This window comes from Micromonospora sp. NPDC049201, from assembly GCF_055586805.1.
This window is the reverse complement of sequence record NZ_JBVJHM010000004.1, coordinates 541,564-554,447: the sequence shown is the minus strand read 5'-3', so window position 1 is coordinate 554,447 and position 12,884 is coordinate 541,564. Positions and strand designations below refer to the sequence as shown.

Genomic DNA, 12,884 nt, shown 5'->3' with positions numbered 1-12,884 from the left:
CAGTTGGCGACGTGAGCCTAGTCTCTCCGGCCACCGGGCGATCCACGGCGGCACGTGCGGAAGGATGGACGGCATGCGCATCGTGGTACTGACCGGCGGCATCGGGGGTGCCCGGTTCCTGCTCGGCGTCCGGGCGTACGCCCGGGAGACCGGCGCCGAGGTGACCGCCGTGGTCAACGTCGGTGACGACCTGCTGCTGCACGGGCTGAAGGTCTGCCCCGACCTGGACAGCGTGCTCTACACGCTGGGCGGCGGCGCCGATCCGGAGCGTGGCTGGGGGCGGGTCGGTGAGACCTGGACGGTGAAGACCGAGCTGGCCGCGTACGGGGCGGAGCCGAGCTGGTTCGGCCTCGGCGACAAGGACCTCGCCACCCACCTGGTACGCACCTCCATGCTCAACGCCGGCTACCCGCTGTCCCAGGTCACCGAGGCGCTGGCCACCCGCTGGCAGCCCGGCGTACGCCTGCTGCCGGCCACCGACGAGCGGCTGGAGACGCACGCGATCGTGAGCGGGAGGAGTGAGCCTGCGAGCCCCGCAGGCGCGAACAGCGCCGGCACTGTCTCCGACGAGCAGGGGCGACGGGCGGTCCACTTCCAGGAGTGGTGGGTGCGGTACCGGGCCGAGGTGCCGACCGAGCAGTTCGTCTTCGTCGGCGCGGAGGCGGCGAAACCCGCGCCCGGTGTGGTCGAGGCGATCGCCGCCGCGGACGTGGTGCTGATCGCGCCGAGCAACCCGGTGGTCAGCGTCGCCCCGGTGCTGGCCGTGCCCGGCCTGCGCGACGCGGTGGTCGGCGGTCCGGCCCCGGTGATCGGGGTGTCGCCGATCATCGGCGGCGCGCCGGTACGCGGCATGGCCGACCGCTGCCTGGCCGTGCTCGGCGTGGAGTGCAGCGCGGCCGGGGTGGGCGCCCTCTACGGCAGCCGGTCCGGCGGCGGGCTGCTCGACGGCTGGCTGGTCGCCCCGGAGGACGAGGCCGCCGTGGTGCCGGGCGTGACCGTCCGCGCGGCGCCGCTGCGGATGACCGACGAGGCGGCGACCGCCGCGATGGTGCGCGCCGCGTTGGAGTTGATGTGAGGCTGGAGATCCTGCCGGTGCCGGGCATCGGCCACGTGACCGAGGGCGACGACCTGGCGGCGCTGATCGCCGGCGCGGCACCCTGGCTGCGCGACGGCGACGTGCTGGTGGTCACCAGCAAGATCGTGTCGAAGGCGGAGGGCCGACTGGTCGACGTGCCCGCCGACGGTCCGGAGCGCCTCGCCGCGCGGGACCGGGTGCTGGCCGCCGAGACCGCCCGGGTGGTCGCCACCCGGGGCGCGACCCGGATCGTGCAGACCCACCACGGCTTCGTGATGGCCTCCGCCGGCATCGACGCGTCCAACGTGGACAAGACCCGCCTGGTGCTGCTGCCGGTCGACCCGGACGCGTCCGCCCGGGCGTTGCGGGCCGCGCTGCGCGAGCGGCACGGTCTGGACGTCGCGGTCATCGTCAGCGACACCATGGGCCGCCCGTGGCGCAACGGCCTGACCGACGTGGCGCTCGGCGTGGCCGGCATGCCGGCGATCCGCGACCACCGGGGCGAGGTCGACCCGTACGGCAACGAACTCCAGCTCACCCAGATGGCGGTGGTCGACGAGCTGGCCGCCGCGGGTGAGCTGATCAAGGGCAAGTGCGACCAGGTGCCCGTCGCCGTGGTCCGCGGTTACCTCGGCGCGACCCGGGACGACGACGAGGGCGCCCGCGCGCTGGTGCGCGACGCCGCGCTGGACCTCTTCTCGCTGGGCACCGCCGAGGCGCACGCCGCCGGCCTCCGGGCGGCGGCCACGCTCCCCGACGGGACCGGCCCGACGCCCCCCGACCCGGCCGCGGTGGACCGGGCGATCGCCGCGGTCGCCGACGTGGTCGCCCCGGGCACCGTGTTCACCCACGTCACCGACGACGAGGTACGCGCCGGGTTCGCCGCCACGGTGCCCGACTGGCCGACCACCGCCACCGGTCTCCTGCTCGGCGCGGCGCCGACGCCTGTCGACCGGCCGGACCTGGTCCGGTTCGGCGCGGACCTGCAACGCCTGCGCACCGCGCTGGCCGCCGAGGGCATCGGGTCGGTGCTGCTGCCACCGCCGGCGGGCAGCACCGCCAGCGCCACGCTGGCACTCTGACCGCCCCGGCGCGGTCGGGCGCGGTCGGGCCCGGCCCCGAGGACCGCGCGGGCAGGTAGCGAGGACCGCGCGGGCAGATTGCGAGGACGGCGCGCTCAGGCACCGTGGACGCACGCGTGAGCCACCGTGGACGGCGCGGTCAGGCGTCGAGGACGGCGCGGCCCAGCGGGGTCAGCGTGTGCAGCACGGTGTTGCGGTCCCGGTGGCTGACCAGCAGCCCGGCGTTGCGCAGCACGGTGGTGTGCTGACTGGCCGCGGCGGGGGAGATACGCAGCCGCCGGGCCATCTCGCCGGTGGTGCAGCCCTCGTCGGCGACCTGGAGCACCGCCGCGCGGGTGCGGCCGAGCAGCGCGGCGAGCGCCTCGCTCTGCCCGGCGCCGAGGCCGGGCGTGAGGCCGCCGAGCCGGTCGACCGGGTAGACCAGCACCGGGGGCAACGTCGGATCGACAAGCGCCACCGGAGTGCGGGAACAGAAGAAGGACGGGACGAGCAGCAGCCCTCGGCCGTCCAGGTGCAACTCCCGGCTGTCCGGGTAGTCGAGCACCTCGAGCACCCCGCCGCCCCACCGCATGGCGGGTCGCAGGCTGGCGAGCAACCCCTCGGCGCCACCGTCGAGCATGGCGCGGGCACGGCGGGCCCGGTCCGCCTCGACGGCGGCCTGGACCCGGGCCCAGTAGGGCGTGACGGCCAGGGACTGGTAGCGCGCCATGGCGTCGGTGAGGTTCTCCAACACCTCGGGTTCGCCCCGGGCGAGCGTGGTCGCCGAGGGCGGCAGCGGGGTCTCCGTGGCCAGCATGGTCAGGTCACGGCGCAGCATGCCGCGCGGGGTGCCGCGGACCGCCTCCAGCCCCGCTTCGATGCCGTCCTTGCTGGCGGACGGCGTGAGGAAGTCGGGAAAGTAGCCGCGCGGTGGATTGAGCGCGAGGAGCAACCGGTAGCGCTCGGCGCTGTTCTCGGCCCGCAGCCCCTGCGCGACGGCGCGCCGCCAGGTGGTCATCATGGGGTCACGGCCGCGCCCCTGGAGCAGGTGCAGGCTGAGGACCAGTTCCCAGAGCGGGTCCGCGGCCGGGGCGACCCGGGTCCGCAGAATGTCCTCACTCGAGAAAATAATCTTCAGCATGGAGAGCGCTCCCGGGTGGACGGCGGAGGTGCCCGCCACCCCTGGCACTTTACCCGCCGGCAGTAATCTCCATCTTTAAGCGTGACGTGAAAGACCTCGACGGTAGGGCGGCCGGTTCGGCAGACTCTCCCTTGCCCGCCGACGCCGGGGCGCAGTGTCGACCCAGGCGCCGGCTGACGGGCGTGGCCGGGCGGCACCACGAGGGTCTGCGGATTCGTTCCGCAGGGGTGCCGCCCGGCCCTCGCTCATCCGATCCAGAGCGCCACCCGGTGGTCCTCGTCGGTCACATAAAAGCAGCGTCCCGACTCCTCCGCCAGCCCTTCCACGTGGTGGAACGGGGCCAGCTCGGCCACCAGCTCCGCGCCCACCCGGGCGTCGTCCGCGGCACAGTGGCGGAACCGCACGTGGCGGGACGTCACCTTCCCGCCGTGCGGATGGTCGTCGAGCAGCACCGACCCCTTGCCCAGCGCGTCGATCGACCCGATCACCGCCGCGTAGCCACCGTCGTCGGTCGGCGTGATCGCGCGGAAGCCGGCCAGCGCGCCGGCCGGCGTCACCCCGGTCAGCGCGTACGCCCCGAGCGCCCGGGGCCAGCTCGGCGCGACCCGGTCGAACATCCCCGCCACCCCGGCCAGCTCCACGTAGATCGGCTCACCGGCGGCGGTCACCGGGAAACGCAGCCCGAGCAGCGCCGTCCCGGCCGGCGTGAACGCCGCCGCCTCCACGTTCAGCGGCAGGTCGTCCTCGGCCAGCCGACTCACCCAGCCCTTGGCCCGGGCGGTGCCCCGCGCCACGGTCTCCGTCACGAACCGCTGCCGGACCCGCTCGCCCGGCGGCAGCGTGGCCAGCGGCGCGGCGACGAGCGCGTCGTTGATCACCCGGTGCAGCCGGAACCGGTTGCGCACCACGTGCACGGCGAGCGGCCCGGACACCGCCTCGTCCTCCCGGAACCGGGCCACGAACGCGCGCCGGGGCCGCAACGGCCCGGCCTTCGACCCGAAGTGCGAGCCGAAGACGTAGACCCAGCCGTCGTGGTGGGCGAGCGCCTCGCCGTCCTCGGTGCGGCCGTTCTCCGGGCCCGCGTCGGCGGGCACGTGGTGCGCCACCCACTCACCGTCGTCGCGCTCCAGCAGCAACGCCAGGCACTGCTCGACCGGCCCCTCGTCCAGGACGGTCCAGAAGCCGCGCCGCGCGCCGTACGCCCGCAGCAGCGTCGGCGAACGGACCGGCAGCAGGTCGCTGGCCTCGTTGCCGGCCACCAGGAACTCGACGAGTCGAAGGGTCACCGGGTCAGGGTACGGAGGCCGCGCTCGTACAGTGTCCGGGTGCCCGACACCGATCACACCGCGTACGCCGACCTGCACGCCGACGCCACGACGACGCTGAGCCGCTGGACGGCGACCAGCCCGGCCGCCGCCGCCAACCGGGACCGGACGCTGGCGCTGCTGGCCGCCGGGCCGGTGGCGATGAGCCGCGCGCACCGGCCCGGGCACGTCACCGCCAGCGCGTTGGTCCTCGACCCGACCGGGGGTCGGGTGCTGCTCTGCCTGCACGGCAGGTTCCGCAAGTGGGTGCAGCTCGGCGGGCACTGCGAGCCCGGCGACCGGACGCTGGCGGCGGCGGCGCTGCGCGAGGCGACCGAGGAGTCCGGGATCACCGGCCTGACCCTGGACCCGGAACCGATCGACGTGGACGTCCACCAGGTCGCCTGCCAGGGCGGCTCCCTGCACTACGACGTCCGGTACGCGGGGTTCGCCCCGGCCGGCGCGGTCGAACGGGTCAGCGACGAGTCCGAGGCGCTGGGCTGGTTCCCGCCGGACCGGCTGCCGGAACCGCTGGCCGGCGGGACCGTCCAACTGGTGGCACCGGCGCTCGCGGCGCTGGCCCGTCGCGCCGCCGGGTGACGGGACGGGCCGGCGGCGCGGCTGCTCAGACCAGGCCCTCCTCGCCGCGCTCCTTGAGCTGGTCGACGATCTTCTTCACGTCCTGTGCCCGGTCCCGGGGGCAGACCAGCAGCGCGTCCGGGGTGTCCACCACGATCAGGTCACGCACGCCGACGGTGGCGACCAGGCGGCCGGAGTGCGGCACCACCACGGTGCCGGTGGTGTCGTACAGCAGCACGCCCGGCTTCGCGTCGCCGCCGAGCACCACGTTGCCGGCGGCGTCGGTCGGCAGCACCTCGCTGAGCGTGTGGAAGTCGCCGACGTCGTTCCAGCCGAAGTCGCCGGGTACGGTCGCCACCCGGCCGGCGGTCGCCGCGCCCTCCATCACCGCGTAGTCGACCGAGATCTTCGGCAGCGTCGGCCAGACCGTGCCGAGCACGTCGTCCTGCTCGGGGCTGCCCCAGGCCGCCGCGATCGCGGTGATCCCGGCGTGCAGCGCCGGCTGCTGGCGGGCCAGCTCGGTCAGGAAGACGTCCACCCGCCAGACGAACATGCCGGCGTTCCAGAGGTGCCGGCCGGAACGGAGGTACCCCTCGGCCACCTCGGCCGCGGGCTTCTCCTTGAACTCGTGCACCGGGCGCAGCGGCCCGGCGCCGACCGGGTCGCCGGTCTCCAGGTAGCCGTAGCCGGTCTCCGGGCGGGTCGGGGTGATGCCCACCGTCATCAGCAACCCCTGCTCGGCCCCGTGGATCGCCTGTCGTACCACCTCGGCCCAGCCGGCCGGGTCGGCGATCAGGTGATCGGCGGCGAACGCGCCCATCACCGCGTCCGGGGCGCGGTCGGCGATCACCGCGGCGGCCAGCGCGATGGCCGCGCAGGAGTCCCGTGGCGACGGCTCGACCAGGATGTTCTCCTCCGGCAGGCCAGCCAGTTGCCGGGCCACCGCCGCGGCGTGCGCGGCCCCGGTGACCACCAGTGTGCGTTCCGGTGTGGTCAGCGGCCCCAACCGGTCCACCGTGGCCTGCAACAGCGAGGCGGAGGTGCCGGTCAGCGGGTGGAGGAACTTGGGATGGCCGGCGCGGGACAGCGGCCACAACCTTGTGCCGCTGCCGCCCGCCGGGATGACGGCGTAGAACATCAGCACATCATGCCCGAAGCGGGCGAGCCGCCACGGCGGATGAGGCGGCGCGCCGCCCGCCGGTCAGGCGCGGGCCCGCCGCCAGGCGGCGATGTGCACCTCGGCGCTGGACTCCCAGGTGAACTCCTTGGCCCTGTCGAAACCGGCCTTGGCCAGCGACAGCCGTCGCTGCTCGTCGTCGAGCAGGGCAGCCAGATCGGCGGCGATCTGATCCGGGTCCTCGCTGGTGTACGCCACCGCGTCGCCGCCCACCTCGGGCAGGGAGAGCCGCGGCGTGGTGAGCACCGGCGCGGCGCACGCCATCGCCTCCAGGATCGGCAGTCCGAAGCCCTCGCCGTAGGACGGGTAGGCGGCGACCAGCGCGCCGCCGAGGAAGCCGGGCAGGTCGGCGTAGCGCAGGTAGCCGGGGCGCAGCAGCCGCAGGTGCGACGGGACCTCGGCGACCGCGCGATCGATGTCGTCGTCGTGCCCCTGGCCGCCGGCCACCACCAGCACCGGCGGGTTCGGCCGGTCGGCCACCGCCCGGGCCCAACCGCGGATCAGGTTGGGCACGTTCTTGCGCGGCTCCTTGGCGCCGAGGAACGCGATGTAGCTGTTGTCACCGAGACCCAGCCGGGCCCGGACCCGGGCCTTCTCCTCGTCGCCCGGCGCGTGGAAGGCGGCCTGGTCGACACCGTGGTAGGCGACGTCGATCCGGGTCGGGTCGGCGTCCAGCAGCCGGATCAGCTCGTCCCGGGTGGCCTTGCTCGGCACGATCACCCGGGCGGCGCGACGCAGCGAGGTCTTGATCGCGCTGCGGAAGAACGTCCGGCGCGACTTGTCGTAGTGCTCCGGCTCGGTGAAGAACGTCGCGTCGTGCACGGTGACCGTCACCGGACACCCGGCCCGAAGCGGACAGGTGTAGAACGGCGAGTGCAGCACCTCCGCGCCGACCTGCTGGGCCAGCAGCGGCAGGCCGGTCTGCTCCCAGGCGAGCCGGGCGGGCCGGTGCGCCACCGCCGCCGGCGCCGGGACGATCTCGGCCCCGGGCAGCATCCGGGTGTAGCGCTCCAGGTCGGTGCGGAGACTCACCACCGCCAGGTCGACGCCGTCGCCGCAGACCCGGCCGAGCGCGCCGAGCAGGCCGTCGACGTATCGACCGACGCCGCCGCGATCGGCGGGGACACTCGTGGCGTCGATGAGAACGCGGGGCGGGCGACCGGCGGTCACGGGGCGACTCCTCAGGTGGCACGGTTGTGGGGAAGAACACTGTCGGCAAGCCTACGCCGCGCGGGCCGTCCGACGCTGACTGCGACCCGACGGTACGCCGACTTGTCGCCGTCATCGAGTACGCGGTCCGGGCGCGTATCGTTCGCTCCGATGGCCGACAACATTGCCCGGATGTTCGCCGACGCGATCGCATCCGACCCCACCCGACCGCTGCTGACCTGGTACGACGATGCCACCGGCGAGCGCACCGAGCTGTCCGGCGCAACGCTGGCGAACTGGGTGGCCAAGACCGCCAACCTGCTCGTGGACGAGGTCGGCACCGCACCGGACGAGATGGCCGGCGTGTTGCTGCCGCCGCACTGGCAGACCGCCGCGGTGCTGCTCGGCTGCTGGTCGGCGGCATTGACCGTGGTCGACACGCCGGGCCCGGTGGAGGTGCTGTTCACCGCCGTCGACCGGGTCGACGAGGCGGCCCGCTGGCCGGCCGGTGAGCGTTACGCGCTGGCGCTGGACCCGTTCGCGCTGCCGATGCGGCAGGTGCCGGCCGGCTGCACCGACTTCGTGTCGGCGGTACGCGGGCACGGCGACCACTTCACCGCGTACCCCTCGGGTGGCGCGGGGGACGCGGCGCTGCTGGCCCGCGCGGAGGCCCGCGCCGCGGAGCTGGGCCTCGCTCCCGGCGACCGCCTGCTGGTCGACGTGACCCGGCATCCCGACCCGGTCGACTGGCTGCTGGCCCCGCTGACGGCAGGCGCCACGGTGGTCGCCTGCGCCCACCCCACCCCAACCAACCTGCCGTCCCGCGCCGAGACGGAACGAACCACCCACACCCTCCCCTAACCCGCCCCCCTTCCCCCTCCCCCCCTCCCCCTCCCCGCCGATCTTGCAGTTTCGGCCCCCGTTCCGGGGCTTTCATCCCTTTCGCCGGGGCGGAATGTGCAAGATCGACGGGGTGGGGTGGGTGGGGGTCAGGAGGCGCGCTGCTGGGCCAGGGCGGCGAACGCGTTGAGGGACTCGGGGTTGACCAGGGCGCCCTTGGCCGCCGCCGAGTCGACCGGGGTGCCGGTCAGGATTTTCTTGACCGGGACCTCCAGCTTCTTCGCGCTCAGGGTGCGCGGGACCGCGCGGACCTGGTGGATCTCGTCCGGCACGTGCCGGGGCGACAGCGCGGTCCGCAGTTCGCGGCAGATCTTCTTCCGCATCGCGTCGTCCAGCTCCAGGCCGTCCGCGAGCACCACGAACAGCAGCAGCTCCCCCGCGCCGCCCTCGTCGTCCTCCAGGTGCACCACCACCGAGTCGACCACCTCGTCGAGCCCCTCCACCACGGAGTAGAACTCGGCCGTGCCCAGGCGCACGCCGCCCCGGTTCAGCGTGGCGTCCGAGCGGCCGGTGATGACGCAGCCGCCGCGCTCGTTCACCGTGATCCAGTCGCCGTGCCGCCACACCCCCGGATAGACCTCGAAGTACGCCTCCCGGTAGCGGGCGCCGTCCGGGTCGTTCCAGAACCCGACCGGCATGCTCGGCATCGGCTCGGTGATCACCAGCTCGCCGAGCTGGCCGACCACCGCCGACCCGTCGGCGGACCGGGCCTCCACCTTCGCGCCGAGCGCCCGGCAGGCGATCTCACCGGCGTGCACCGGCAGCAGCGGCACGCCGCCGACGAACCCGGTGCAGACGTCCGTGCCGCCGGAGAGCGACTGGAGCTGGAGGCGGTCGCTGACGTTCTCGTACACCCAGGTGAAGCCCTCGGCGGGCAGCGGCGCGCCGGTCGAGCCGAGGCCGCGCAGCGCGGACAGGTCGGCGATCTCCCGCGGCACCAGCCCGGCCTTGCGGGAGGCCAGCAGGAACGGGGCCGAGGTGCCGAAGTAGGTGGTGCCGGTCTCCGCCGCCAGCCGCCACAGCGCGCCCAGGTCCGGATGGCCCGGATTGCCGTCGAACAACACGATCGCCGCGCCCACCGCCGGCCCGGAGACCAGGAAGTTCCACATCATCCAGCCGGTGGTGGTGAACCAGAAGAACCGGTCGGCCGGGCCCAGGTCGTGGTGCAGCGCCAGCATCTTCAGGTGTTCCAGCAGGATGCCGCCGTGGCCGTGCACGATCGGCTTCGGCAGGCCGGTGGTGCCGGAGGAGTACAGCACGTACAGCGGGTGGTCGAAGGCGACCGGGGCGAAGGCCAGCGGCTCGTCGGTCTCCGCCGCCAGCTCCGCCCAGGTCATCGCGCCGTCCGGGGCCGGGCCGGCCGGATCGAGGTACCCGACGGCGACGGTGTGCCGCAACGACGGCAGCGCGGCCCGGATCGCGGCCACCTCGGCGCGCCTGTCGATCGGCTTGTCGCCGTACCGGTAGCCGTCCACCGCGACCAGCACCGTGGGCTCGATCTGCTGCCAGCGGTCGGTGACGCTGCGGGTGCCGAACTCCGGCGCGCAGGAGGAGAAGATCGCGCCCAGGCTGGCGGTGGCGAGCAGCAGGACGTACGTCTCCGGGATGTTCGGCGCGTACGCGGCCACCCGGTCACCGGGGCCGACGCCGAGCCGGCGCAGGCCGGCGGCCACCCGGCGGACCCGCTCGCGCAACTGCGCCGCGGTCAGCGTCTCCGGGGCGCGGGTCTGCCCGTGCGCGATAACCGCCGGGTCGTCGTCGCCGAGCCCCGGCATGCGCAGCACGTTCTCCGCGTAGTTGAGCGTCGCGCCGGGGAACCAACGGGCGCCGGGCATGGCCCGCTCGGCGAGCGTGGCGGTCGGCGGGGTGTGCGCGACGACGTCGAAGTAGTCCCAGATCGAGGACCAGAACCCGGTCAGCTCGGTCACCGACCACTGCCACAGCGCGTCGTAGTCGGCGAACTCCAGCCCGCGGTGCTCGGCCAGCCAGCGCAGGTAGTCACCGATCCGGGACCGCTCGCGCACGTCGGCCGGGGGCGTCCACAGCACGTCAGACACGTTCCACCCTCCCCTGGGGCCCGGCACGACACTGTGCATGGGCCGTGGCGCCATCTTGCCCTACCTCGTACCGCCATTCTCCGCACCCGGTGCCGGCTACGGGGCGTGCCCACCCCACACCCCGCACCCCCACCCCATGTGGGCCGCGCGGCAAGCGGGGGCGTTTCCTCTACCGGAGGCGTTAAGCGGGGGCCCCTCCTTTCACCTCGCGGTGGAGTTGGATGGCGCGGCGGCGGGCCAGGCGGTGGGCGCGCCGGATCTCCGCCTCCCGGAAGCGGCGCTCGTCGTCGGGCGTCTCGGGCAGCACCGGGCGGACCGGTCGGGGCGCGCCGCCGACGTCCACACCCACGAAGACCAGGTACGCGGTGGCGACCCGGACCGGCTCGTCCTCGGCCGAGTCCCAGCGTTCGGCGACCACCCGCACCCCCACCTCCATCGAGGTGCTGCCGGTCCAGTTGACCTGGGCGTGGGCGTGCACGAGGTCACCCACCCGGACCGGCTCGGAGAAGACGATCTCGTCGATGGAGGCGGTGACCGCGGTGCCGCCGCTGTGCCGGGCCGCCGCCGCGCCGGCCACGTCGTCGACGAACTTCATCAGTACCCCACCGTGCACGGTCCCGTACAGATTGACATCGACGGCGGTCATGATGCGACTCAGCGTGACGCGGGAGTACGAGGTCGGCTTACCCGACGGGACCGCAGGATGATCTGTCATGCCGAAAACGGTACGGTGCGCGGATGCGACATCTCTGGAGCTTCCTCGCCGGGTTGGTGGTGGCACCCGTCACCTGGGTGCTCGTCACCCTCGGTCAGGACGGATCTGGGCGGACCGTCAACCGCTGGGTGGAGATCGGTACGTACAGCACCCCCAACCTGATCGAACCGGCCGTCTACCTGGGCGTCGCCGGCATCCTGCTCGGCCTGCTCGGCACGCTGCGTTTCTCGCCGCTCGGCCCGCTGGTGGCGGGGCTGCTGCTCGCGGCCCCGTACGTGGGGCTGTTCGTCGCGCCCTTCACCGTGCGGGACCGGATCCCCGGCGACCTGAAGCTGCTCGGCGACCCGCTGCCGCTGCGCCAGCCGCTGGACAACGGCACGCTGTTCCTCATCGGCCTGCTGCTGCTGATGGCCGTGTTCAGCGGTGGACGCTGGCGTCGCCGGCCCGCGCCGGAGGGAGCCGGGGCGGAGCTGACCCCGGCCGGCGCTCCGGCCGAGCCCGAGCCCGCGCTCACCGGCTGGTCCGCGCCGGGCCCGGCGAAGGACCCGGACACCGCCCCGCTCACGCTGGCCTATCCCGAATCCCCCACCGAACCCCTGCCCCGCCGCACCGGCGGCGAGTCGCCCTGGTCGGCGCCACCGCGCGCCGGCACCCGCCCGGACAGCCCCGACAACCTCCGCTGACCACCCGGGTGGGCCGCCGGTCCCCGGTCGGCCCACCCCCTCCGGCGGGCCGGCGACGCATCGGCCGAGTCGGATCTCGGACCCCGACCGCGGTACCCACGAACGAGTGACTGTCACTACAGTCAGCCGTTATGCCGATGCCTTCCGTCAGGACGCGACGGGCCGTCGGCGTGGCCACCGTCGTCCTGGCGTCGGCGCTCCTGGTCACCGGCGTCCGCCTGGCCACCCGGGGCGCTCCCCCGGTCGACGACGCCACCCGGGTCTGGTGCCTGTCGGCGACCCACCGTCCGGGCCTGGTGGACGCCGCCCGCGCGCTCGGCCTCGCCACCCCCGGCCCGGCCGAGGGGCAACTGAGCTGGTCCGGCCGCCAGGGCAGCCCGGAGCAGTGGCAGGCCGACCGGCGGGCCGACTTCGACCGCACCTGCCGGGCGCTGACGGCCGCCGCCCGGTTGGACCGGGCCGGCGCCGGCACGCCGCCGCCGTCGCCCTGGGCCACCCTCCTCCCGTCGATCCTGCTGGCCGCCGCCAGCGCCGCGCTGGCCGGCTGGTTCAGCCGCCGGTCGGCCACCGCCGGCACCCGGCGGACGGAGGCGGACGCGCTGCGCGCGGCGACCCGGGAGTACGCGCTGGCCGTCGAGTCCCTGCTGTCGCACGTGGAACGGGTCACCCCGGGCCCGTTCCCGGGGGTGGACGACCTCCGGGCCCGGCGCCGCGAGCTGGCCAGCCGACTGCACACGGTGACCGGCGCGCGTCCGCGTTGGCGGCTGGCCCGCCGGCTGGGTGACACGCTCGACTCGTCCGCGGGCCCGCTGCACGACGTGCCGCGCGGTGGCGCGGCGGACGATCCCCGGCGCGCCGAGTGGGTGCGCCGGCAACGCACGGAACTGAGCCGGCTGGAGGCGCAGGTGGAGCAGGTGGCCCAGGCGGTGGAGAATCCCGGGCTGGTCCCGGGCCGCACCCCGGCGGCCGTACGGTGAACCCCCAGCCGCCCGACGCGCCGCCGCCGGCGCCGGGTCATCCGCCGAACCCGTTCGCGGTGCCCA

At 74.6% G+C, this 12,884-nt stretch carries 12 protein-coding genes; 6 read left to right on the top strand and 6 right to left on the bottom strand.

The window, feature by feature from the left end:
• Window positions 1–73: 73 nt before the first annotated feature.
• Together cofD and ACZ6O5_RS12520 are read left to right on the top strand one after the other, a co-directional pair.
• Window positions 74–1,075 (top strand): 2-phospho-L-lactate transferase, encoded by a 1,002-nt coding sequence (cofD, locus tag ACZ6O5_RS12525; RefSeq protein WP_465976651.1) that lies wholly within the window; start codon window positions 74–76, stop codon window positions 1,073–1,075.
• Complete coding sequence (locus tag ACZ6O5_RS12520) at window positions 1,072–2,157, top strand: coenzyme F420-0:L-glutamate ligase (protein WP_465976650.1); 1,086 nt, start codon at window positions 1,072–1,074, stop codon at window positions 2,155–2,157. Before cofD ends, ACZ6O5_RS12520 begins: the two co-directional genes overlap by 4 nt.
• Window positions 2,158–2,296: 139 nt before the next feature.
• Here the strand turns inward: ACZ6O5_RS12520 and ACZ6O5_RS12515 are convergent, their stop codons facing one another.
• Window positions 2,297–3,277, bottom strand: coding sequence for an ArsR/SmtB family transcription factor (locus ACZ6O5_RS12515; protein WP_465976649.1), 981 nt, complete (start codon window positions 3,275–3,277; stop codon window positions 2,297–2,299).
• A gap of 245 nt (window positions 3,278–3,522) precedes the next feature.
• The gene (locus ACZ6O5_RS12510) at window positions 3,523–4,563 is read right to left on the bottom strand and encodes a hypothetical protein (protein ID WP_465976648.1); all 1,041 of its coding nucleotides are present in this window, start codon (window positions 4,561–4,563) and stop codon (window positions 3,523–3,525) included.
• A gap of 39 nt (window positions 4,564–4,602) precedes the next feature.
• Between ACZ6O5_RS12510 and ACZ6O5_RS12505 the strand changes: the two genes are divergently transcribed.
• Window positions 4,603–5,181, top strand: a complete 579-nt coding sequence (locus ACZ6O5_RS12505; protein ID WP_465976646.1) for an NUDIX hydrolase — start codon at window positions 4,603–4,605, stop codon at window positions 5,179–5,181.
• Between the two features lie 25 nt (window positions 5,182–5,206).
• Here ACZ6O5_RS12505 and ACZ6O5_RS12500 read toward each other — a convergent pair whose 3' ends face one another.
• Both ACZ6O5_RS12500 and ACZ6O5_RS12495 read right to left on the bottom strand, forming a co-directional pair.
• Window positions 5,207–6,298, bottom strand: coding sequence for a mannose-1-phosphate guanylyltransferase (locus ACZ6O5_RS12500; protein ID WP_465976645.1), 1,092 nt, complete (start codon window positions 6,296–6,298; stop codon window positions 5,207–5,209).
• A gap of 63 nt (window positions 6,299–6,361) precedes the next feature.
• The gene (locus ACZ6O5_RS12495) at window positions 6,362–7,507 is read right to left on the bottom strand and encodes a glycosyltransferase family 4 protein (RefSeq protein ID WP_465976643.1); all 1,146 of its coding nucleotides are present in this window, start codon (window positions 7,505–7,507) and stop codon (window positions 6,362–6,364) included.
• Window positions 7,508–7,657: 150 nt separating this feature from the next.
• Between ACZ6O5_RS12495 and ACZ6O5_RS12490 the strand changes: the two genes are divergently transcribed.
• Window positions 7,658–8,347 carry a TIGR03089 family protein gene (locus ACZ6O5_RS12490; protein WP_465976641.1) on the top strand — a complete coding sequence of 230 codons (690 nt, stop codon included), beginning with the start codon at window positions 7,658–7,660 and terminating at the stop codon, window positions 8,345–8,347.
• Between the two features lie 128 nt (window positions 8,348–8,475).
• Here ACZ6O5_RS12490 and ACZ6O5_RS12485 read toward each other — a convergent pair whose 3' ends face one another.
• Both ACZ6O5_RS12485 and ACZ6O5_RS12480 read right to left on the bottom strand, forming a co-directional pair.
• Complete coding sequence (locus ACZ6O5_RS12485) at window positions 8,476–10,443, bottom strand: acetoacetate--CoA ligase (RefSeq protein ID WP_465976639.1); 1,968 nt, start codon at window positions 10,441–10,443, stop codon at window positions 8,476–8,478.
• Window positions 10,444–10,624: 181 nt separating this feature from the next.
• Window positions 10,625–11,158, bottom strand: coding sequence for an acyl-CoA thioesterase (locus ACZ6O5_RS12480; protein WP_281944081.1), 534 nt, complete (start codon window positions 11,156–11,158; stop codon window positions 10,625–10,627).
• Window positions 11,159–11,181: 23 nt separating this feature from the next.
• On the opposite strand from ACZ6O5_RS12480, the gene ACZ6O5_RS12475 reads away from it, so the two are divergent.
• Together ACZ6O5_RS12475 and ACZ6O5_RS12470 are read left to right on the top strand one after the other, a co-directional pair.
• Window positions 11,182–11,841 (top strand): hypothetical protein, encoded by a 660-nt coding sequence (locus ACZ6O5_RS12475; RefSeq protein ID WP_396777163.1) that lies wholly within the window; start codon window positions 11,182–11,184, stop codon window positions 11,839–11,841.
• 137 nt (window positions 11,842–11,978) lie between these two features.
• Complete coding sequence (locus ACZ6O5_RS12470) at window positions 11,979–12,818, top strand: hypothetical protein (RefSeq protein ID WP_465976637.1); 840 nt, start codon at window positions 11,979–11,981, stop codon at window positions 12,816–12,818.
• Window positions 12,819–12,884: the final 66 nt, after the last annotated feature.